The following is a 22,591-nucleotide window of genomic DNA, read 5'->3' on the forward strand; positions in this document are numbered from 1 at the left end:
ACCTGTAATGGCTAAGTCACTTTGATTAAGGGATAGCTCATTATTGATAATTATTGAAATATTCAAATCTGATAATAAATAAACTATGGCAACCGAAATAGAAAGAAAATTCATTGTTAAAGGGGACTTCTCTAAAGATGTCTATAGTTCTCAGCGGATTGTGCAGGGATATATCTGTTCCCAACCCGGTCGTACGGTACGTGTTCGTATCCGTGGCGATAAAGGGTATCTGACTATTAAAGGTCCGTCGGACGATAAAGGGTTGAGCCGTTATGAGTTCGAACAGGAAATACCATTGACGGATGCAGAGCAATTGCTGAAACTCTGTGAGCCGGGTGCCATAGATAAAGTACGTCATCTGATCCGTGCCGGACGACATACCTGGGAGGTCGATGTTTTTCACGGAGCTAACGAAGGATTGATCATGGCCGAAATAGAACTGGCCTCCGAAGACGAACCTTTCGAAAAACCGGAATGGATAGGAGAGGAAGTTAGTGGCGACCGCAGGTATTACAATTCGATGTTGACTAAAGAACCCTATACCGGGTGGGCGAAGAAACAATATTAATTTAAACAATAAAACACCATGAAGAAAATCTTATTATCTGTCCTGGCTGCTGCCTTATCGTTGCCTGCAATAGCGGACGAGGGTATGTGGTTGCTTCCGTTGCTCAAGCAACAGAAGTTTCCCGAAATGCAGGCACTAGGACTTAAATTGCAGGACTATGATATATATAGTCCTGATTCTGCATCCCTGAAAGATGCTGTCGTCATTTTTGGCGGAGGTTGTACGGGTGAAATCGTCTCGCCGGACGGTCTGCTGCTGACTAACCATCATTGCGGATATGGTCAGATCCAGCAGCACAGTACACTGGAACATGATTACCTGACGGACGGTTTCTGGGCAGTTTCCCGCGACCAGGAATTACCGAATCCGGGCTTGACTGTCACATTCATTGATAAAATAGAAGATGTCACCGATTATGTAAAGGCGGAACTGACAAAAGACACCGATCCGAACAGCATGAATTTCCTCTCTCCCAAATATCTGAATGGACTGGCTAAAACCAGGGTCGGCGAGAAGTTCCTGCAGGATAACCCCGGGACGGATGTCGAGATCAAAGCATTCTACGGAGGTAACGTATATTATATGTTCACGAAGAAAATCTATTCGGATATCCGATTGGTAGGTGCTCCTCCTTCATCTGTAGGTAAGTTCGGTGCCGATACCGACAACTGGATGTGGCCGCGTCATACCGGAGACTTCTCTGTATTCCGTGTATATGCCGATGTTAACGGTAATCCGGCAGAGTATTCTGAGTCGAACGTCCCGTTGCGTCCAAAGCGCTGGTTTAAAATCTCTATCAAGGGCGTTGAGGAAGACGATTATGCGATGATGATGGGTTTCCCCGGCCGTACCAATAAATATTATACCTCCTGGGAAGTAGCGGAGCGCCGTGATATCGACAATACGGTCCGTATCAATATCCGTAATCTCCGCCAGGAAGTCATGTTGGATGAAATGCTGAAAGACCCTTCTGTCCGTATCCAGTATGCAAGTAAATATGCCGGATCGACTAATGCCTATAAAAATGCGATCGGCAGTAACTGGGCGATTAAAAAGCGTAATTTCGAGCAGGTAAAGAAAGAGGAACAAGACCTTTTGATTGCCTGGGCACAGAAGAATAACGAAACAACCTATCCCGAAGCCTTGTCCACGTTGGAACAGATCGTTTCCGACCGTAAAGACCTGCGTTTTCGTAGCTGGATGTTGGATGAAGCGATCCTCCGTGGTATCGAGTTTACAAAGGTACCGGCGGAAGTACAATCCGTATGTAATGTCCTGAAAGGGAAAGACCGTAACGAACAGCAGAAGCAGATACGTTTGCTGGATATGTCTTATCACCGCTTTGCCGATAAAGACTATTCGCCGGAAGTAGACCGGAAGATAGCTAAGGTGATGTTGAAAGAATATCGCCGCCTGATCCCTGCCAAGTCTCAACCTGCTTACTTTGCTTTGATCGATAAAAAATTCAAAGGGGATGTCGACCGCTTTGTCGATTATCTCTTCGAAAAGTCTATCTACGGAAGTGAAGAGAACTTTGAAAAGTTCAAAACACGTCCGTCTGTTAAGACACTCGAGGAAGATCCCATGATTCTCTTTGCCAAATCGGTACAGGAAGAAAAAGCGAACCTGAATGCAGCATTGGCAGACTTTGACACTGGCTATGCCCTGGCACACCGGGAGTATGTGAAAGGTCTGTTAGCCATGTATCAGGATAAAGCGAACTTTCCCGATGCCAATTTCTCCTTACGTCTGACTTACGGGCAAGTAAAAGGCTATCGTCCGAAGGATGCAGTCTATTATAACTGCCAGACCACTCTTGACGGTGTCATGGAAAAAGAGGATTCGACAAATTGGGAATTTGTTGTTCCGGGCCGTTTGAAGGCTTTGTATGAAGCTAAAGATTTCGGTCGTTATCAATTGGCTGACGGAAGAATGCCGGTAGCCTTCAGTGCGACGACACATACGACCGGAGGTAATTCGGGAAGCCCGGTATTGAATGCGAACGGAGAGCTGATCGGTATTAATTTCGACCGTAACTGGGAAGGTGTAGGAGGCGATATCCAATATTTGCCCGATTATCAGCGCAGTATCATTGTGGATATCCGTTATGTCTTGTTCCTGATAGACAAATATGCCGGAGCAAGTTACCTGTTGAAGGAAATGGAACTGGTTGAATAGAAGGAAAGTAAACCTTTCTGGGTATAATAAAAAAAGCGAATGATCGATAATCACTCGCTTTTTTTATATTCTGAAATAATTAAAATATGCCTTTTTCCAGATCAGCCGCTTTAACGCGGAAAATATATCCGTTACGTGAGAATACTAATTCTCCGTCTTCTTTCTTTTTCTGGTTAACTAAGCGTTGAAAAGCTATATTGGCACCTTTTACTATATTCTCTTCAAATTCTCTTACTTCTTGTTCACTCATGATGTTCAAGTTTAGTGTAAATATCCGAATTATATATCTCTTTTTTATCCTTCCTGAATCCTTTGGCTATTACTTCCATCGGAGACATAGAATTGTCTGTTATCATCCAATAATCACTAATAGGGAGATATAGTTCAAACAAGTTGTGGATACCCGCCTCATATCTGCGACGGATTGTACTCTCCGGTATGTTATGACCACCGGCGGCCACTCTCATTTTTACCCGTTCCACTGCTAAATCCGGCGTATTCAACCAGAAATACAACAATGTAACATAATAACCTTCCCTTTGTGCTTCCCTGATCAGGTTTGCGACTGACCGGGTGGCGAGCGTAGTTTCCATTGCAAAAGTCTCACCGGCTGCGATGAGTTCCTTAATGCGTTTATACATAATACGGCTTGCTTCTACAGCTACGGCGATGCTATCTGCGTTAAAAGGGGAAAGCCCCTTGGCTATCTCGTCGGAGTTCACAAACTCTTTACACTTCAACATTTCCGGAAGAATTGTAAATGAAGCTGTGGTCTTCCCTGCTCCGTTGCAACCTGATATTATATATAAATATGGCACTATTTGCTGCTTTTTGACAGGGCAAATATAGATAATAGTTTTATATGTTGTACAATTTATTTCTCAAAAATAGTAAAAATGTGCAGAATTTGTACGAATAACCCGCCATTTCGTTGTTTCGGAGGCCTGTTTTGTTAATTTTAGACCCATAAAAGATCACTCATTATACTATCGGATATGAAAATTCCGTTGCGGGAAAGCGTGAGAATATCCTCTTTTTGGACGAGTAATCCCTGTTTGAGATAAGGGGAGGCCTGCTTCTTACAATAGATTAATTTGTCATTTCCGTACTGTCTTTGAATTTCGGTTAAACTGACTCCCCACATGGTACGAAGTCCGGTAATAATGAAATCATTGTAACGGGTGTTTATATCCAGTTCTTCCACTTCTATGTTCGGCAATCCCTTCTCAATCCCCCGGATGTAGGCCGGAAGGGAGGATATATTCCATTGGCGGCTTTTTCCGTTGTAGGAATGGGCAGACGGTCCTATACCCAGATATTTCTCGCCGGTCCAGTAAGAACTGTTATGGCGTGAGATCATTCCGGGACGTGCAAAGTTGGATATTTCATAGTGAAGATAGCCGTTTGCCGTCAGTCGGTCGATCAGGGAGGTGAAAAGAGTTACGCTGACCTCTTCTTCAACAGGAGATATCTTTCCCGCTTCCTTTAATTTATATAAGGCGGTCCCTTCTTCATATATTAAATGGTAAGCGGAAATATGGGGAATATCCAGGCGGATAGTCCTATCGAGGTTAGACTCCCATTCTTCCAATGTTTGTCCGGGTAAACCGTAGATCAGGTCGATACTTATATTCGACAGGCCGTTTTCCTTACATAACTCTACAGCCCGTAAAGCTTGTTCCCGGTTATGGCGGCGATTCAGGAAACGGAGGTCCTCTTCTTTGAAACTCTGTACCCCCATACTGATGCGGTTAAAAGGGAATGAACATAGAGAAGTCACATATTCAGGTGTCATATCATCCGGATTGGCTTCCAGCGTGATCTCAGAACAATGACTTACATCGAACAAGCGATGAATGGCATTGAATATGCGTTCGAAGTCTTTCGACTGTAGTTGCGAAGGTGTCCCTCCTCCGAAATAGATCGTTTCAAGCGGCTCGCCATCTATATAATCCTTCCGCATTTCCAACTCACGGATCAATGCGTCGACATACGGTTCTTTATATTTCATCTCCGTATTGGAGAAAAAATCACAGTACAAACAACGTTTTGCACAAAAGGGAATATGGATGTAAAGGCCTGCCATACTTTCTGTTTATTTCATGACAAAAGTAATGATTCTATTGTTTAAATCATAGGCCTGTTACATAACATAGTTCTCAAACAGGAGGCAGATAATTGCTTTTTTCCTGTACATTCTCTAATTTGCGGCCTCGTGAGTATTTCACGTAATGATATTTATTGTTAAACTCAAATTACCTGATATCATGAAAGTATACCAAACAAACGAAATTAAGAACATCTCTATCTTGGGAAGTTCGGGCTCTGGGAAAACCACTCTCGCTGAAGCAATGCTTTACGAGGGTGGAGTTATAAAACGTCGCGGCTCTGTAGACGCAGGAAATACGGTGAGCGACTATTTCCCGGTTGAGAAAGAGTATGGCTACTCAGTGTTCTCAACCGTTTTCAGTGTTGAATGGCAGGACAGGAAGCTGAATTTCATCGATTGCCCGGGTTCGGACGACTTTATCGGTGGAGCTGTTTCCGCTCTGAACGTGACTGATACAGCACTGATGGTGTTGAATGCCCAGTATGGAGTGGAAGTAGGAACATTGAACCAGTTCCGGTATACAGAACAATTTCATAAACCCGTTATTTTCGTTGTCAACCAGTTGGATAACGATAAAGCGGACTACGACGGAACTATTGCCCAGCTGAGAGATCAGTTCGGCAGCAAGATCGTTCCTATCCAGTATCCGGTGAATACAGGAGTAGCTTTCAATGCCATTGTCGATGTGTTGAAGATGAAGATGTATCGCTGGAAACCCGAAGGCGGTGTGCCTGAAGTATTGGAAGTTCCCGCAGAAGAAATGGATAAAGCAATGGAGCTTCATAAAGCACTCGTTGAGGCTGCTGCCGAGAATGACGATATGCTGATGGAGAAATTCTTTGAAGAAGGCACTTTAAGTGAAGACGATATGCGTGCAGGAATCCGTGCAGGTCTGGTGACCCGCAGTATGTTCCCTGTATTCTGTGTTTGCGCAGGACGTGATATGTGCGTTCGCCGTACTCTGGAATTCCTGGGTAATGTGGTGCCTTGTACCGATAAGATGCCTCGTCCGGTAACTACCGAAGGAGTGGAGGTTACTCCGGTGTCAGACGGTCCGACCAGCCTGTTCTTCTTCAAGACTACGGTAGAACCGCATATCGGCCAGGTTTCCTATTTTAAAGTGATATCAGGAAAGATAAAAGAAGGAGACGATTTGCTGAATGCCGACCGTGGCTCAAAAGAACGTATCGCACAGCTCTTTTCTGTTGCCGGCCAGACCCGTAACGAGGTGACTGAAATGGTAGCAGGTGATATCGGTGCAACCGTAAAACTGAAAGATGTACGTCGTGGTAATACCCTGAATGGTAAGGGATGCGATTACAAATTCGACTTCATCAAATATCCGGATCCGAAATACCGCCGAGCCGTTAAGCCGGTCAATGAAGCAGATTCGGAAAAAATGATGGAAATATTGAACCGTATGCGTGAGGAAGATCCGACATGGGTGATCGAGCAGTCTAAGGAACTGAAACAAACGATTATTTCCGGACAAGGAGAATTCCATTTGCGTACGTTGAAATGGAGAATTGAAAATAATGATAAGCTGCCGATCGAATATATCGAACCGAAGATTCCGTATCGTGAGACGATTACCAAAGCTGCCCGTGCAGACTATCGTCATAAAAAACAATCCGGTGGTGCTGGTCAGTTCGGTGAAGTTCACCTGATTGTGGAACCTTATTACGAAGGTATGCCGGCTCCGGATATGTATCGTTTCGGCGGACAAGAATTTAAAATTAGCGTACGTGATACGCAAACTATTGATTTGGACTGGGGTGGTAAGCTGGTATTTATTAACAGTATCGTTGGTGGAGCCATCGATGCACGTTTTTTACCGGCTATTCTGAAAGGTATTATGGCACGTATGGAACAGGGACCGTTGACCGGTTCGTACGCCCGTGACGTGCGCATCATTGTTTATGATGGCAAGATGCACCCGGTTGACAGTAATGAAATTTCTTTCATGCTGGCCGGTCGTAATGCCTTCAGTACTGCCTTTAAAGAAGCGGGTCCGAAGATCCTTGAACCTGTTTATGATGTAGAAGTTTCCGTTCCCGGCGATTACCTGGGTGATGTAATGAGTGACCTGCAAGGTCGTCGTGCCATCATTATGGGTATGAACAGTGAAAAGGGATTTGAAAAGTTGCTGGCAAAAGTTCCTCTGAAAGAAATGTCGAGCTATTCAACCTCCTTGAGTTCAATTACCGGTGGCCGTGCTTCGTTCACCATGAAGTTTGCTGCTTACGAACTTGTTCCGACCGATGTTCAGGACAAATTGCTGAAAGCATACGCTGCTACGCAAACAGACGAATAATTAATAGATTATTATTGAATATGAAAGCACTCTCTGTATCAGGGGGTGCTTTTTTTGTAGTTGTCTGGCATATGATATAATGGTAAATATCCAAATAGAGGAAACTTTTCCTAAAAAAGAATCGTATCGTATAAGTAAATGATGGAGGTAAGTCGTTTATACTTGTAAAGAGGATTCTTTGTTGACTACGAATATGAAGAAAATCGAAGAGGAAGATCGGGAATTAAATCAATTCAGGATGTTGTACAAAACAAATGTCCCGATGTTGATCTTTTATGCCCGTAAGTTTGTGGATCCCGCAACTGCGGAAGATTTAGTGCAAGATATTTTTTTAAGAGTATGGCAAAAGAGATTATTTCAATTTTTACAGGATGGAATAAAAACGTATTTATATCGTTCGGTCAGACACGCTTGTTTGGATTACCTGAAGCATCAGGATGTAAGAGGTGACTATGTAAAATCAATGGTTACTCGTCTGAAAATCGAAGAAATCTACTATAATGATGATCCCCGGTTCCTTTTCCCCGAAGATGAACGTATAGCATTTATTTATAAAGAAATGGAAAAACTTCCTGACAAATGTCGGGAAATATTCTCTATGTCTTATTTGGAAGAAAGAAAGACGGTGGAAATAGCTGATTTACTGAATATTTCACCTCGAACGGTAGAGGCGCAATTATATAAAGCTTTAAAATTGCTTAGAGCTGTGTTGATGGCAGTTTTCTTTTTTCTGATAAAATATTACTGAATGAGTAAGTAAAAAAGTAAAGTAAGTCGTGTATAATATAAATACAAGTAAATTATGTCGGAAAAAAATAGTATAGAAACTTTGATTGTCCGTTATCTAAAGCAGGAAATTGACGAGCATGAACTTCGGATTTTGGATGCTTGGCTGGAAGAATCTCCGGAGAATAAATCTTATTTTTTCCAACTAAAAAATGTTTCTGACGAAGCTATATATTTGTCTTTTACCCCTGAAAGTGTGGGTGAGGAGAGTTGGCAGAAAATGAAAAAACGAATGTTTCCAGAAAAAACAGAAATTATTTTATCAAAGAAACAGTTTTTTAAGAATGATCTGTTTTTTTCTTATTTTAAATATTCAGCAATTATTCTGTTGACTTTGAGTATAGGTTGGGGGATTAGTGAGTTTAGGTATCACAGTCAAAATTTATCTTCAAATACAGAAGAGGTTGTTTATAATGAAATCTCAGTTCAAAAAGGTGGGAGAGCAAATACTTTGATGCTTTCGGATGGTAGTAAGGTTATTTTGAATGCTGCCACAAAATTTCGGTATCCTGCCAATTTTACAACTGATACACGTACTGTTTATTTGGAGGGTGAAGCATATTTTGAAGTTACTAAAGATGTAAAAAGGCCCTTTATAGTAAAAGTAAAAAGGCAGGATATTACGGTTCTAGGTACCACCTTTAATGTGGAAGCATATAAAGATTTTCCTTTCAGTGTGGTGACTTTATTGAGTGGGAGCGTAGCACTTAAAGCTTTTGATGATAAAGGAAAAGTTATAAGTCATATGCTCTTAAGACCCAACCAGAAAGCTTTTTTTGATAACTATAGTGGTTCTTTGTCCGTCGAGAATGTAAATGCGGCGTTAGTTACTTCCTGGGTGAGAGGTGAGTTTAAATTTAAAGATGCCCCGTTAATTGCAATAATTACGCATCTGGAACATTATTACAATGTGCGTATACATTTGGATGATCAACGATTAGGTTGTATTAAATATACGGGGACATTCTCTTTAGATCAGAATATTGAAGAAGTATTGAAAATTATTGATTATGAAAAAGCTTTTATTTTCAAAAAGATAGGAAAGGACATTTATATTTCAAGAAACTGATTGTTTAACTTTTAAATACTGTTAGCCTATGTAATATGAATTTGAATACAACAAAAAGGGGTCAGAAAATGATTGAGACATCTTCTGACCCGGATTTAATTTTAATTAGTTAACCATTCTCAATCGCCTGTGTCTGGAAAATACTGCGAATGAGATAATTTAATAATAAAAACATTCAAATATATGGAAAAAGAGCGAGATAAGTATGTCTTATTGTATCAAAAAATTAGACGTGTTATGAAAATCACAACAATATTCCTTTTAGTAGGAATTCTGCAATTGTCTGCAACTACTTATGCACAGGAACAGCGTATCTCTGTAACTTTAAATAATGGGACATTTTATGATTTGGTTTCTCAGATAGAAAAACAATCAGAATTCATGTTTTTTTATAAGAGTGAAGAGATTGATAGTAATCAACGATTTAACTTGAAAGCGGATAATAAGGAGATTTCAGAAATTCTTAATGAGGTAACGAAAAAAAATAATTTGTCATATGCAATAACCGGAAAGCATATTATTATCACAAAGATAACGGGAGTGAGTCAGCAATCAAGGAAGATAACAGGTGTCGTTTTGGATGAGGCTGGTGAACCGATTATCGGAGCTAATGTGATTGAAAAAGGTACAACAAACGGAGTGATGACAGATATAAACGGAGCTTTTAGTTTGGAAGTGAAAAGAGGTTCGATTCTTCAGGTATCTTATATCGGTTATAAACCTATTGAGGTATCATCAGGATTAACTCCGTTTAAAGTTATTTTAGAGGAAGATAACCAACAGATAGAGGAAGTTGTTGTAGTAGGTTACGGAACGCAGAAAAAAATAAATCTGACAGGTGCGGTGAGTAATGTAAAAGCGGATATGCTTGAAAATAGAACAAGTTCGAGCCCGATCAATTTACTGACAGGTCAGGTTCCGGGTATGACAATTATTCAACGTTCTGGTCAACCGGGGGCTGACATGGGAACCCTTCGCGTGAGAGGTATCGGTACTTTGGGGAATGCTGAAGCAATGGTTGTTATTGACGGAGTAGAATCTTCTTTCAATAATGTCAGTCCCGATGATATTGAAAGTATATCTGTCCTGAAAGATGCGGCAGCATCATCTATTTATGGGGTCCGTGCAGCAAATGGAGTGATACTTATAACAACGAAGAAAGGCGTGGTAGGAGAACCTGTCGTTTCATATAATGGCTATGTGGGTTGGCAATCGGCTTGTCGTATGCCGGATTATTTGGACTCTTATCATTATGCTCAGTTGTTTAATGAGGCTTATGCCAACGATGGTTTACCTGCCCCTTATTCGGAACAAGACCTTCAAAAATTTAAAGATGGCAGCGATCCTGATCATTATCCGAACAGTAACTGGTTAAATACATTATTAAGTGAAAACGGTCTTTTTCATAATCACCATTTAAGTGTTGTCGGAGGAAATGATAATCTGAGATATTCTTTAGCACTTGGTTATCATGAGAAGAATGGTCTGATTCCTAACTCTGACTACAATAAGTTTACCGTGCGTTCTAATATTGATGCAAAAATAAACAGTCGTTTGAATATCGGCATGTATTTGAGTGCTTACCGGGATCGTTCTACATCTCCTGCAGGAGCAAGTATTGATGATATTTTTTATCATGCTTTGCGTGAAACACCTGTATCTCCGATTCAGTTCCGGAATGGTAATTATGGTTTGTATCTGAATGAACATAGTTCAGTCGCGGAAGCTCGTTTGGGAGGTAAAGACCAATTATATAATAATAATTTTCAGGGGAGTGCATTTTTTGAATATAAAATTATTGAAGGATTGACTTTAAAGGGCAATGCATCAGCAACTTTTAACTCGAACAATCAACATAAATTTCAGAAGAGCATCAAGTTCTATAATGCAGATTCGGATGATCCGATTAAAACAACCCGTAGTATGGCTGTCGATTTTGAAAAGAAAAGTTGGGAAGTTAATTTACAGGCTTATCTCAATTATAATAAATCTTTCGGTAAAAATAATATTGCAGCATTGCTTGGATATTCACAATTGTATAACCAATACAGGGAATTTGGAGCATCTCGTAAAGATTTACCGAGTAACAATAATCTGGGAGAAGTAAATGCAGGAGATGTGACCACACAGTCCAATCAAGGAAATATGGTGGAATATGCCTTGCGATCGGTGTTTGGTCGTGTAAACTATACTTTTGCCGATAAATATCTGTTTGAAGCAAATCTGCGTTATGACGGGACATCCCGTTTCCCTAAAAACAATCGTTTTGGTGCTTTTCCTTCATTCTCGGCAGGTTGGCGAATTTCGGAGGAAAGTTTTTATCATGCAGACTGGATGGATAATCTGAAGCTTAGAGCTTCCTGGGGACAATTGGGTAATCAGGAGATTGGAAATTATGCTTTTTATAATACCTATGTTTTCGGGCAGAATTACAGTTTTGGTAATATGTTGACCCCGGGTGTTTCTATTAATAGTAAGATGGGGAACTCTATTATTACTTGGGAAAAAACGGATCAGATAGATGCTGGTATTGATGCCTCTTTTCTGGCTGGGAAATTAAGTTTTTCTGGCGATTTCTTTATAAAGAATACAAGAGATATTTTGTTGGATTTGCCAATACCAGATGTCGTAGGGGTTGGTGCTCCGACTCAAAATGCCGGAAAGGTTCGTAATACCGGTGTTGAATTGCTATTGACACATAATAATCAGGTGCGTGATTTTAACTATTTTGCAACTATTAATTTCAGTTATGTGCATAATGAAATTACAGACCTAAAAGGTGGAGATACTCCTGGTCGTTCGGTAGGTGATCCGATTAATAATATTTATGGATATGTATGCGAAGGAATTTTTAAGGACCAGGCAGAAATAGATGCACACCCGAAACAGGTGACAGGTGATGTCGTTCCGGGGGATTTAAAATATAAAGACTTGAATGGGGATAATATAGTAAATGAAAAAGACCGTAAATCGTTAGGTACCTATTTCCCTAAAATAAACTTTGGTATTCGTCTTGGATTTGAATATCACAACTTCGATTTTTCTGCATTATTACAAGGTGCAGGGATGGTAGATGCGATTGTTCGTGAACAGGTAGGCAAAGCTTTCTACAATGGAGGTGGAGTTATAGTAGGTTATCTGGATAGGTGGACGCCTGATAATCCAAATGCAAAATATCCTCGTTTGTCAATGAAAGACACGCAGAAGAACTGGGAAACTTCAACTTTCTGGATGCAAAATGCCTCCTATCTGAAGATGCGTAATGTACAGTTGGGATATACAATTCCCCAAACGATCTTAAGCAAAAGTGGAATTTCCAATCTACGTATTTATTGCAGTATAGATAATCTGTTTACGATAACAGGCTTTGACAATGTAGATCCTGAAGTCCCTTATGGATCTTATTATCCTTTGACTAAGAATTATTCATTCGGTATCAATTTATCTTTTTAAAATCTAATCGATATGAAAAATACATATATAATAGTAACATTACTCTTTTGGGGATTAGTTAGTTGCAATGATTCTTTTTTGGACAGAGGTCCTAAAGATCAGTTGACGGACGAATCTTATTGGTCGACTGTCGAAGATGTGGAAATGTATACAACATCGGTTTATACTTATTTACTTGACCCTGTTAATTATATATTGATGACAGATGGTTATACAGATAATGCTGTTCCTGTTCATATCTATGATGCACAAGGAGCAATCTCTTCGGGTACTGCCACCTCTACGACACGTTATTTTGGGGAAACATGGAAAAATCAGTTTCAAGGTATACGCCGTTGTAATGTCTTTCTGGAAAATATAGAGCGGGTAGATATGAATGAAAACAGGAAACAAATCTTTATCGGTGAAGTGAAGTTCTTACGTGCATTCTTTTACACAACTTTGGTACGTTTGTTTGGAGGAGTGCCCATTTTGACAAAGCCTTTAGAATTGAATGAGGCTATTCCTGCCAGAGATTCTGAACAAGATGTATACGACTTTATTGTGAAAGATTTGGATGAGGCTGCTCAATTATTGCCTTTAAAACGAACTGAACAAACGGAAATAGGACGAGCAACTAAAGGTGCTGCATTATCATTGAAAACCTGTATCAGCACATATTTTAATAAATATGATGTAGCAGCCAGAACTGCTAAAGAAGTGATGGATTTAGGTGTATATGGCTTGTTTGATAATTATGAAAAACTATTTTTGCCGGAAGATGAAAACAATCAAGAGGTGATTTTTGACCATCAATATCTGGAAAATGCAAAAGATTTTACAGAAGGGAGCCTCATTGATCAGGCTTTTGGGCCACAAACTTCAAGTGGATGGGAAGCTTTGTCTCCTACACAAGATTTAGTTGACGATTATTTATGCACGGATGGAAAACCCATTGGTGAATCACCTCTTTATAATCCAATGAAACCTTATGAGAATAGGGATCCCCGTCTCGCTTATACGGTTTTATGGGAAGATGCTATTTTTGTAGGAAAGCCTTATAAACCGATGACTGGTTCTGCAAATGCTACCCGCACAGGTTATAATTTCCGTAAATATATTAACCCTAAAAATGATGGTTGTACAAAACCTGGTTGGACTAATTTTATCTATATGCGCTATGCTGAAATATTATTGTCATATGCAGAGGCTCAAAATGAAATTAGTGGTCCCGATCAATCTGTTTATGATGCAGTGAACCAGATTCGTCAGCGTCCTAGTGTTGATATGCCTCCTTTAACAAGAGGATTGACAAAAGAGCAGATGCGTGAAGTAATCCGTCATGAAAAAAGAATAGAATTTGCCTTTGAAGGTATTCGTTTATTGGATACCCGTCATTGGCGAATAACAGAAGATGTTGTGAAAAAGCCTGTTTATGGTGCAATGAAAGATGGAAAACATATCTTTGTAGAACAGCGTAATTTTAATCCGGAAAAAGACTATCTTTGGGCTATACCATTAACTGAGATAAATTTATCGAAAGGTGTTTTGGTGCAAAATCCCGGATATTAATAAATAGAATTAATATGAAAATACCAGTATCAAAAAAGGCTCAGATATGGATAACCGGACTGTTGCTGCTTGTGGGGTGTAACTTGCAGGCACAAGGCCAGGCTTTCGACCCGATGTCTGATCCTCAGTGTAAAATTCAGCCTTTTCCACAAAAGGAAGTGTGGAAAAGTTCTTATATGTGGTATCCGGGGCAATTAGCGGCACATATGCAAAAACTGCATAAAGAAAAATCAAAGGAACGATGTTCCTATGTCGGTTATCCTGGGAAATTCAATGAACCAATCGGACATGCTTATTTCAAAAAGACGATGAAGTTAGGAAAAGAGACGCTGGTGAAATGGAATGGGGCAGAAACTATTAGCTGTACTGTGAACGGTCGGAAAATGGAGAACTCTCATCGTTCTTGTACACTTCCCAAAGGTACAAATACATTGTTTTTTGAAGTACGATCCGAGAATAATCTGCCTTGTCTGATTATAGACGGAGAACAGGTTTCCGACTTGGTTGGTTGGCAGGTCAGTTTAGATAATAGTGAATGGAATAGTGCCGAAACGTATTCCATGTATGATCAACCAGATAAGCGACCGGATACAGAATGGGAAGAGACGGTCCGGATATTGCCTGATCAATATCTTTTTTTACGAAATACCGTTAGGGAAGGGAATAACCTGAAGTTGGGAAAACATGGTCGCCTGATTATTGATTTCCGCCATCTCGAAGTTGGTAATGTGTCTTTTACAGCAACAGGAAAAAGTAATTTGTCTTATAGGGTTGGGGAAAGTCCGGAAGAGGTATTGAATGAGGATGAGAAAGCCTTTGAACAAAAGGCTATTCCGTCCTATGTTCTTTCCGGCATAAAAGAGAAGATACGTTTGCCGGAACTGGCTTTGCGTTATTTGATAGTTGAATGTGATGAACCTTGTACGCTTTCGGATATTTATTTTGACGCGAAAATTTGGCCGGTGGATTTTCTGATGACATTTGAGTGCAACGATCCGAAGATGAATAATCTCTGGAATGCAGGTGTTGCAACGCTTCATACCTCCATGCATAATTTCTATTTGGACGGGGTAAAGCGAGACTATCTACCCTGGTCGATGGATGCAATTGTGAGTGCTTTTGCCGGAGACTATCTGTTTGGTGACGAACAGGTTTCCCGCAATGGTCTGTCAATAGCGTTGATGCCCCCTAATCCGAAAGTCTCAGATTTGGGAATTGTCGATTATCCGCTTCATGCCTTGATCGGTTTCAAACAGAACTATCTGCGTTATGGGAATTTAAGAACCTCTTTGCTTTATAAGAAGCGTATTATCCAAATGCTGGATTTTTATACTTCCATCCAGGATGAAAATGGGTTTATCTCAGCCAAGCACTCTACTTCCGGCTTTATCCCCGGGTGGTCTACTAAAATGGGACCGGATGGACAAGGGACGGCTGCTTACGGACAGATTATGCTATACTTGAATTTTAAGTATGGAGCTTATTTTGCTCGTCTATGGAAAGAGAAAACCCTTGCACACAAATATGAGCAGCGGGCTGAAGCGCTTCGCAAAAGTATATTGACACATTTCTGGGATGAAGGACAAAAGGCTTTTATTAACGGATATACGAAAGCGGGAGATAAGGATATGCGTATTTCCCATCATGCACAATATTGGGCTATTTTGGCAGACCTTTTCCCTTCTCAATATTTTGATAATCTATTTGATAAGGTATTACCTTCTATTAAATATTATAAGGAGAATATTAGTTATGAGAAAGGATATGAGTTTTTGGCCTATGTAAAAGCCGGACGGACCCGGGATATTTTTCCCTTCCTGAATGCTGTTTGGGGAGAATGGCTGGATCAAGGTTATACCCGCTTCCCTGAGAACTTTTCACCATACGCTTCGGTAAAGGAACAGCTTGTGTTTTACAATCGTCCTTTTGGGTTAAGTTTATGTCATGGAGGAAATGGTGTTCCTCCGGTGATAGCGGTATTGAACGGCTTGTTGGGGTTCTCGCAATCTGACCGGGATATTTCAGAATACAGTCTGGCTCCGCAGTTGATGGATCTGGATTGGGTAAAAGCCCGGATACCGGTTAAAGAAGGTTTTATTAAGCTGAATATCCAACGAACGGGTACAAGTACGATTGATATTCCGGCTGGTTGCGTTGTTCATTTGTATAATAAAGGTACGGCTTCACAAAAGAAAGTATTAAGAAAAGCCGGGCATTACGAATTTATTTATCAATAAGAATAATGGGAGGAGAATGAAATAGTTTTCCTCCTGTTTTATTCTACTCTTATCAAAACTCCCTCTTCAACTGTTCCAGTGCATGAAACACCGCCGGACAAGTCTCCGCATTCTTCACCGTCAGTGCATGTATCTGATAAAACTTCTTCCTGTCCGTATGTGGATATTCCCGGCAGGCTTTCGGTCTGTCCTCGTAAATACTGCAATAATTGTCATCTCCCAGGAAGGGGCAGGGCATCGACCGGAATACGTAATCCTTATCTTCATCGATATGCAAATGCCGTTGTACAACTTCATGTGGTTTAATGCGTAATGCCTGTGCGATCCGTTCGATATCACGGTCTGTGATACGTGGTCCCAATGTGCGGCAACAATTCCCGCAATCCAGGCAATCGATCGAATCGAATACCTCTTCATGGATGGCGTGTATCGTATCGTCCAGTTCCCGCATGCGGTTTTTCTTGATCGATTTGAAAAAAGCTTTTGTTTCCTTCTCAACTTTTTTAGCTCTCTCAGGGAGGGAGTTAATATCCATAAAATGATCCTGTTTTAATTTGAAGGGGCAAATGTAATCATTTACAGCGGAAAACGAAAAAGCATCTTCATACAGTTGTTGCAATACTGTAACAGCGACTATGTTTCTTTGTGTAGTGTAAATATCTTACGTATGAAACTAAGAAAATATTATCCGACCGTTGTGCTTTCCGACATTCACCTGGGTTCTGAACACTCCAGGACGAAAGAAGTAACCAATTTCCTGAAACATATCGACTGCGACCGCCTGATTCTGAACGGCGACATTATCGATGGCTGGCAACTACAAAAGTCCGGCAAGCGATGGAAGCAGGCACAGACCGATTTCTTCAAAGTCCTGATGAAGATGATGGAGAAGAAAGGGACACAGATCGTTTATGTACGTGGTAACCACGATGACTTCCTGGATAACCTGGTTCCTTTCCGCATCTCTAACATCTCTATTGTGAAAGACTATTTGCTGAATAGCCACGGGAAGCGTTACCTGGTGACTCATGGCGACATTTTTGACACGATAACCACAAATATGCGCTGGCTGGCCATGCTGGGTGATATCGGCTACACTTTCCTACTGTGGCTGAACAAAATTTATAACAAGAACCGTGAGAAGCACGGAAAACCTTACTTCTCCCTTTCGCAACATGTGAAGCACCGGGTGAAGAGTGCTGTTTCCTATATTTCCGATTTTGAGAAAGAACTGGTCAAGCTCGCTCAGATCAAGCATTTGGACGGGATTATCTGCGGTCATATCCATCAGGCTGCTAATGTCTGGTATGATAATGTCCATTACCTGAACTCCGGTGATTGGGTGGAAAGTATGACCGCCCTGGTAGAGAATGAACAAGGCGAGTGGAATATTGTTACTTACAATAAGGCAGAGTATGGTACGGACGAAGAGGCTGCCGGGAAACCTTTATTATATGCTGAAGTAATATGAAAATGCTGTTTATTATACAGGGAGAAGGCAGAGGGCATCTGACACAGGCTTTGTCTCTCCGTCAGAAGCTGGCTGATGAAGGCCATCAGGTAGTCGGTGTGCTTGTTGGGAAGAGTCCTGCCCGCCGTATTCCTGACTTCTTTACAGAGAAAATTGATGCACCGGTTTACCCTTTCGAAAGTCCGAATTTCCTCCCTACGGCAAAGAATAAACAGGTTAATTTGCTGAAAAGTGTGGGATATAATGTATTGCGTCTCCATACTTATGTGGCTAGCATACATTATATTAATCGGATGGTGAAGGAGACAGATGCAGACGTGGTTGTTAACTTTTACGAGTTACTGACAGGACTGACTTATCTGTTCTGCCGTCCGAAGGCGATGATGGTTTGTATTGCCCATCAATATCTGTTCCTGCATCCGGATTTCTCTTTCCCGAAGCTGAATGTTGTTTCTTTGTCCTTATTGAAGTTCTTTACCCGTATGACGGCTATCGGTGCGACGAAGAAGCTGGCTTTGTCTTTTCGGAAGATGCGCGAAGTGCCTGCCGATAAGATGGTTGTAGTTCCTCCTTTGTTACGTAAGGAAGTGATAAATAAGACTCCCCGCAAAGGACGCTATCTGCATGGCTATTTATTGAATAGCGGATTCAGTGAGGAAGTAAAGGAGTGGCATGCTGCTCATCCGGAAGTTTCGATGCACTTTTTCTGGGATAAGAAAGGGGCAGGGGAGGTTACCCGGATAGACAATACGCTTTCTTTTCATCAGTTGAACGATATTCGTTTTGTTAAATATATGGCAAATGCCAAGGCGTACGCAACGACTGCCGGCTTTGAATCTGTTTGCGAAGCGATGTACCTGGATAAGCCTGTATTGATGGTTCCTACTCATATTGAACAGGCTTGTAATGCCTATGATGCATCCTTATCAGGAGCTGGTGCGGTAGCTGATCGTTTTGACCTGGATGCTTTACTACATTTGTCAGAAAACCATCAATCGAATCCTGTGTTCCGTCATTGGGTACAACAGGCGGATTGGTTGATCTTGCGTGAGTTCCGCGAAGATTTGTTGATGGAGGAGATGCCGTCGTCAGTCTGGCATCGTTTGTCTATGCATTGGGTGTACCGGGTGGCAAAGACGTTCTCGATTTAATGTATGAAGCTCTTATTTGAACCAATAGATGGGGGCTATGAATCGAGATTGAGTAAAAGGTTTAATTATTAATGTACGTGTACATTAATATAATATTTACTTATGGTAGATAACCCATCTCTCTTTCTTTCTTGTTTTCCTGATTATAGTCAGTAATATAACCAAAAGCAAGGTTTGTCATTTTTATCGCCGATTTTGTACAGACTATCGTATTCAACTGATAAGAAAGGAGATGCCTACGTAAAAAAATCAATGAAAATAATTGCGGATAAAAAACTATTGTTTACTTTTGCTGAAGTATTTGACGATCGTATGAAAAGGCCGATAGAATAAGATTTCGGCATATTATATTTAGATAGAACTTTAAAATTACTTAGTATTAATATTAAATTTTTGATTATGAACAAAAAGTTTTCTACTTTTTTGGCTGGTGCTGCGCTGCTAGGTGCAATATCAGCTAACGCAGGAACTCCAGTTGATGGTATTGATACCACTAAAGGGCATCTTTATCAGTTAAAATCTGATGCTTCCGGTGTACTTGCCATGGATAAAGATGGTAAGTTAACTGTTACTTCAACAACACCTATTACTTCAGCTAATTTGGCAAGTACTCTTTGGTGTGTAGAGGTTGTTGAGCAGGGTCTTGGTAAAGCTCCCATTTTTGAATTTGTGAACAAATTAACAGGTCTGCGTTTGGACGTAGCTTATGCTCAAACAGATTTAGTTTCTTTGCCTAAAGAAACAAACTCTGATCCTATCACAGTTGGTGGTGAAATCCATGGTTGGGCTTTCTCTTCTCAGTACAAAGAAGGAATGAATGCAGCAACTCTTTATTCTTATTTTAAAGCTGACTCTGTTATTGGTCTTGCTTTGGATGGCAATGATGTTGTTGTTAAAAAGTATGCTGCAAAAGATGCAGCTGCTGATGCTCAAACTGGTACTAATTTAGCTAAGTTTGAACTGCAAACTGCTGATGCTGTAGTTCTTGGTGCAAAAGAAATCAACACAATCCTGGGTACATTGGATAATGAAACAACAGGTGTTAAGTTGACTTTCACTCCGGATGAAATGGGAGAAAAACTTCCTGTTCCTAATCCATTCACAAATGCTAAATTCTTTGCAGAAGATGCAGAAGCAAACTATGTATATGTAAAGAATGCTGCAACTAATGCTAAATATTTGCATGTCGACACTGCATATACGAATAATAATGGTAGCAAATTCTTAGCATTTAATTGGGCTACAACAACAACTACAGCAATTGCTGCTTCTGATTTGAAAGATCAATATAAATTTGCCTTTACTTATTTCCCTTCAATTGATAGTATGATTATTCAGGTTAAATCTGTTTATAGTAAGACTGATGATCAGACATATTGGAGCGAAGCTGTTGCAGCTGGTAGTCCAACTACAGCAGATTTAACAAATTTAAATGATTTGAAGAATAACTTTGTAACGGTTCAGGACTTGATAAAAGGTAAAGTTCGTATTATCACTATTGCAAATAAGAAAGAATCTGATATTAACTTTGGTTACAAAGGTTGTGTTCCTTCTGCTAACAACACTTCATTAGACAATGATTTGTATGTAATTAAAAATGCAGAAGGTAAATATTTAGCAGTTCCTTTGTATGGTGATAGCGTTGCTCAATGGGTAACTCTTGATAAAAATATGGATCCTTGGCATATGCCTGCTTACCAGTGGGTTGTAGAAAAGAGATATACAACTAATGAATTGAAAGAAACTTCTCCTATCACGATTACAAACCGTGAATTTGCAAAGATTTCTTATCCTACTATCCAGTTATATGTAGAAGGTGCATCTACATTGGCAGGTGACATTACAGTCGTTCCTTCTGATTTCGTAAAAGACCCTGCAAATGTAAAAGCTAATCCGTATGTAGGTTACAGATTCTTAGACAAGGATTCTATGATCGTTACTACTTATAAGCTGAGATATTTGCATGAATTTGCAAGTGATAAATACATGGGTATTTCTGATAATGAAAAAGATTCAGTTTTATATGTAGGTGCTAAGTCTTCTTTCATTCTGAAAGGCATGAGCGAAAATGGTGTAAATTATGGTTATACAACTGCTAATGTTTCTGGTTTGAAACAATTGGTAAGAAAAGCTTACACATTGAAGCTGAAATCTTCTGATAAATATATCGTATCAGATGTTGAAAACAGATATGCAGTTTCTAATGGAAAAGATAAAGTTGCTGTATTCTATATGAAAGAAAATAACGACAAATCGGGTGTTCACTACTTCGCTTTGATCGATACAGCTTCTTATGACAACGTTGCTCCGGATTCATTACGCAAAGTAGGTGTTGATGATAACAACGTATATCTGAAAGCTCAGAATATGACAGAAACTCGTACTTCTGCATTCTCTGTAGAAATCGATGACGCTCCTCTGTATCGTCGTTTCAACAATGTAGCATTAGACGAAAGCGCTGTTGATGCTGCTGATAGCTTGAGATTCTACGAAAATATTCGTCACGAATATTTGATGGATGAAACTAACAAAGAATTGCAGAATGAAGGTGTTAACTACCTAGGTATCTGGACTGCAGACAAAGCTAAAGCTGGTTTGTCATTCCGTATTGACACTGCTTGGGTAACACGTGGTCTGGGTTATATCAAACCGCAGTATTTGATTTCTGTATCTCGTAATGATCAGGCTGCTGACAAGGGTACTCCTTGTAACGAACCGGGTGGTCATAAAGACGCTCAGGGTAAACCAACAGATGAATGGGGTTGCGTTCACGCTAAACCGGGAAAAGCTGGATTCGTATATGGTAAATATTTGGTAAGCTTTGCTGATTCTGTAGCAACAGTTGGTCAGGATAAACCTTATACTGATGTTAAAGCAGGTTACACTCGCGTTGGTTTCGTAAAAGCTATTAAGACTGGTGATAGTTTGATCGTTTTGGTAAATGGTTACGAAAATATGAAACCTGAAGACTTGAATGTTGATGACATTATCAAAGCATACAAGGCTGCTAAGATTGATGGCAAATACATCAATAATCTGAAGGGTGATAATCATAAGAATTATACTTGGTCATTCCGTTATACAAATCCTGATGGTGCTGCTAATGTTACAGAAGAAGGTGCTGGAAACTCATTCTTGATCGAATCTAACAGCCATGATGGTATATCTATCGCTCCTGAAAAAGCAGCATGGATCAAAATGCAGAATGGTTGCATCGTATTGACAGATGAAAAATCTGAATTCAACAATGCTAAGACTGGTGGTGACGGTGCTCTGATTTTCAATGTTGAAAACATCGAAAACGACGAAATGGCTACAGATACTAAAGATATCACAACTAGCGACGTAACTGTTATCGCTGGTAAGGGTGACATCACTATCAAGGGTGCTGCAGGTAAGACTGTTACTATCAGCAACGTTCTTGGTCAGACAGTTGCTAACGCAGTTCTTTCTTCTAACGAAGCAACAATCTCTGCTCCTGCAGGTATCGTAGTTGTAGCTGTTGAAGGTGAAGCAGCTGTTAAAGCAATCGTAAAATAAGAATAAAGAATAATTAAATAGAAAAAGCTTCTCTGCTCTTCCCCTTTTGGGGAAGGGTGAGTAGCCTGTGAAGGTGAACAGATTGGAAGCGTAATTTTAGTAATAAAAATAAAATAAAGTTCATCCGTGAATATCCCTGCGAAGAGAGAAAATGGATAAAAAA

15 protein-coding genes are annotated in these 22,591 nt (G+C 40.2%); 11 read left to right on the top strand and 4 right to left on the bottom strand.

Going from position 1 to position 22,591, the window contains the following annotated elements; genetic code table 11:
• Nucleotides 1-85 precede the first annotated feature (85 nt).
• Nucleotides 86-568 (top strand): CYTH domain-containing protein, encoded by a 483-nt coding sequence (locus DWW23_RS18180; protein ID WP_122354827.1) that lies wholly within the window; start codon nucleotides 86-88, stop codon nucleotides 566-568.
• 18 nt (nucleotides 569-586) lie between these two features.
• The gene (locus DWW23_RS18185) at nucleotides 587-2,746 is read left to right on the top strand and encodes a S46 family peptidase (RefSeq protein WP_122354829.1); all 2,160 of its coding nucleotides are present in this window, start codon (nucleotides 587-589) and stop codon (nucleotides 2,744-2,746) included.
• 79 nt (nucleotides 2,747-2,825) lie between these two features.
• Here the strand turns inward: DWW23_RS18185 and DWW23_RS26575 are convergent, their stop codons facing one another.
• The 3 genes from DWW23_RS26575 to hemW all read right to left on the bottom strand — a co-directional run bounded on the left by DWW23_RS26575 (nucleotide 2,826) and on the right by hemW (nucleotide 4,832).
• On the bottom strand, nucleotides 2,826-2,996 hold the full coding sequence (locus DWW23_RS26575; RefSeq protein WP_165359785.1) for a hypothetical protein: 171 nt from the start codon (nucleotides 2,994-2,996) through the stop codon (nucleotides 2,826-2,828).
• Entirely contained in the window at nucleotides 2,989-3,564 is a 576-nt protein-coding gene (locus tag DWW23_RS18190; RefSeq protein WP_122354831.1) for a zeta toxin family protein, read from the bottom strand. The genes DWW23_RS26575 and DWW23_RS18190 overlap by 8 nt, the downstream gene beginning before the upstream one ends.
• A 140-nt stretch (nucleotides 3,565-3,704) precedes the next feature.
• A complete protein-coding gene (gene hemW / locus DWW23_RS18200; protein ID WP_122354833.1) occupies nucleotides 3,705-4,832 on the bottom strand; it encodes a radical SAM family heme chaperone HemW in 1,128 nt (375 codons plus the stop codon).
• Nucleotides 4,833-5,013: 181 nt separating this feature from the next.
• Between hemW and DWW23_RS18205 the strand changes: the two genes are divergently transcribed.
• From DWW23_RS18205 to DWW23_RS18230, 6 genes are all read left to right on the top strand, one after another.
• The gene (locus DWW23_RS18205; protein ID WP_122354835.1) at nucleotides 5,014-7,170 is read left to right on the top strand and encodes a translation factor GTPase family protein; all 2,157 of its coding nucleotides are present in this window, start codon (nucleotides 5,014-5,016) and stop codon (nucleotides 7,168-7,170) included.
• Between the two features lie 193 nt (nucleotides 7,171-7,363).
• Nucleotides 7,364-7,918 (top strand): RNA polymerase sigma-70 factor, encoded by a 555-nt coding sequence (locus DWW23_RS18210; RefSeq protein WP_122354837.1) that lies wholly within the window; start codon nucleotides 7,364-7,366, stop codon nucleotides 7,916-7,918.
• A 54-nt stretch (nucleotides 7,919-7,972) separates the two neighbouring features.
• On the top strand, nucleotides 7,973-9,025 hold the full coding sequence (locus DWW23_RS18215) for a FecR family protein (protein WP_122354839.1): 1,053 nt from the start codon (nucleotides 7,973-7,975) through the stop codon (nucleotides 9,023-9,025).
• 237 nt (nucleotides 9,026-9,262) lie between these two features.
• A complete protein-coding gene (locus DWW23_RS18220; protein WP_233564383.1) occupies nucleotides 9,263-12,478 on the top strand; it encodes a TonB-dependent receptor in 3,216 nt (1,071 codons plus the stop codon).
• Between the two features lie 12 nt (nucleotides 12,479-12,490).
• Nucleotides 12,491-14,029 (top strand): RagB/SusD family nutrient uptake outer membrane protein, encoded by a 1,539-nt coding sequence (locus DWW23_RS18225; protein WP_122354841.1) that lies wholly within the window; start codon nucleotides 12,491-12,493, stop codon nucleotides 14,027-14,029.
• Between the two features lie 14 nt (nucleotides 14,030-14,043).
• On the top strand, nucleotides 14,044-16,266 hold the full coding sequence (locus DWW23_RS18230; protein WP_122354844.1) for a trehalase family glycosidase: 2,223 nt from the start codon (nucleotides 14,044-14,046) through the stop codon (nucleotides 16,264-16,266).
• A 52-nt stretch (nucleotides 16,267-16,318) separates the two neighbouring features.
• Here the strand turns inward: DWW23_RS18230 and DWW23_RS18235 are convergent, their stop codons facing one another.
• Nucleotides 16,319-16,801 carry a YkgJ family cysteine cluster protein gene (locus DWW23_RS18235; protein WP_122354874.1) on the bottom strand — a complete coding sequence of 161 codons (483 nt, stop codon included), beginning with the start codon at nucleotides 16,799-16,801 and terminating at the stop codon, nucleotides 16,319-16,321.
• Between the two features lie 132 nt (nucleotides 16,802-16,933).
• Between DWW23_RS18235 and DWW23_RS18240 the strand changes: the two genes are divergently transcribed.
• The 3 genes from DWW23_RS18240 (at nucleotide 16,934) to DWW23_RS18250 (ending at nucleotide 22,428) form a co-directional block, all read left to right on the top strand.
• Nucleotides 16,934-17,737, top strand: coding sequence for a UDP-2,3-diacylglucosamine diphosphatase (locus DWW23_RS18240; RefSeq protein WP_122354876.1), 804 nt, complete (start codon nucleotides 16,934-16,936; stop codon nucleotides 17,735-17,737).
• Nucleotides 17,734-18,888 (top strand): glycosyltransferase family protein, encoded by a 1,155-nt coding sequence (locus DWW23_RS18245; RefSeq protein WP_122354846.1) that lies wholly within the window; start codon nucleotides 17,734-17,736, stop codon nucleotides 18,886-18,888. Before DWW23_RS18240 ends, DWW23_RS18245 begins: the two co-directional genes overlap by 4 nt.
• A 399-nt stretch (nucleotides 18,889-19,287) precedes the next feature.
• Entirely contained in the window at nucleotides 19,288-22,428 is a 3,141-nt protein-coding gene (locus DWW23_RS18250; protein WP_122354848.1) for a DUF6383 domain-containing protein, read from the top strand.
• Nucleotides 22,429-22,591: the final 163 nt, after the last annotated feature.

The sequence above is a fragment of the Parabacteroides sp. AF14-59 genome (genome assembly GCF_003479515.1).
GTDB classification, from domain to species: Bacteria; Bacteroidota; Bacteroidia; order Bacteroidales; family Tannerellaceae; genus Parabacteroides; species Parabacteroides faecis.

What these genes read in the sequence shown, in the direction of transcription:
- DWW23_RS18225 (WP_122354841.1), top strand. Translation starts at nt 12,491, where the DNA reads ATGAAAAATACATATATAATAGTAACATTACTCTTTTGGGGATTAGTT.
- DWW23_RS18215 (WP_122354839.1), top strand. Translation starts at nt 7,973, where the DNA reads ATGTCGGAAAAAAATAGTATAGAAACTTTGATTGTCCGTTATCTAAAG.
- DWW23_RS18235 (WP_122354874.1), bottom strand. Translation starts at nt 16,801, where the DNA reads ATGGATATTAACTCCCTCCCTGAGAGAGCTAAAAAAGTTGAGAAGGAA.
- DWW23_RS18185 (WP_122354829.1), top strand. Translation starts at nt 587, where the DNA reads ATGAAGAAAATCTTATTATCTGTCCTGGCTGCTGCCTTATCGTTGCCT.
- DWW23_RS26575 (WP_165359785.1), bottom strand. Translation starts at nt 2,996, where the DNA reads ATGAGTGAACAAGAAGTAAGAGAATTTGAAGAGAATATAGTAAAAGGT.
- DWW23_RS18220 (WP_233564383.1), top strand. Translation starts at nt 9,263, where the DNA reads ATGAAAATCACAACAATATTCCTTTTAGTAGGAATTCTGCAATTGTCT.
- DWW23_RS18230 (WP_122354844.1), top strand. Translation starts at nt 14,044, where the DNA reads ATGAAAATACCAGTATCAAAAAAGGCTCAGATATGGATAACCGGACTG.
- DWW23_RS18250 (WP_122354848.1), top strand. Translation starts at nt 19,288, where the DNA reads ATGAACAAAAAGTTTTCTACTTTTTTGGCTGGTGCTGCGCTGCTAGGT.
- hemW (WP_122354833.1), bottom strand. Translation starts at nt 4,832, where the DNA reads ATGGCAGGCCTTTACATCCATATTCCCTTTTGTGCAAAACGTTGTTTG.
- DWW23_RS18180 (WP_122354827.1), top strand. Translation starts at nt 86, where the DNA reads ATGGCAACCGAAATAGAAAGAAAATTCATTGTTAAAGGGGACTTCTCT.
- DWW23_RS18205 (WP_122354835.1), top strand. Translation starts at nt 5,014, where the DNA reads ATGAAAGTATACCAAACAAACGAAATTAAGAACATCTCTATCTTGGGA.
- DWW23_RS18210 (WP_122354837.1), top strand. Translation starts at nt 7,364, where the DNA reads ATGAAGAAAATCGAAGAGGAAGATCGGGAATTAAATCAATTCAGGATG.
- DWW23_RS18245 (WP_122354846.1), top strand. Translation starts at nt 17,734, where the DNA reads ATGAAAATGCTGTTTATTATACAGGGAGAAGGCAGAGGGCATCTGACA.
- DWW23_RS18240 (WP_122354876.1), top strand. Translation starts at nt 16,934, where the DNA reads ATGAAACTAAGAAAATATTATCCGACCGTTGTGCTTTCCGACATTCAC.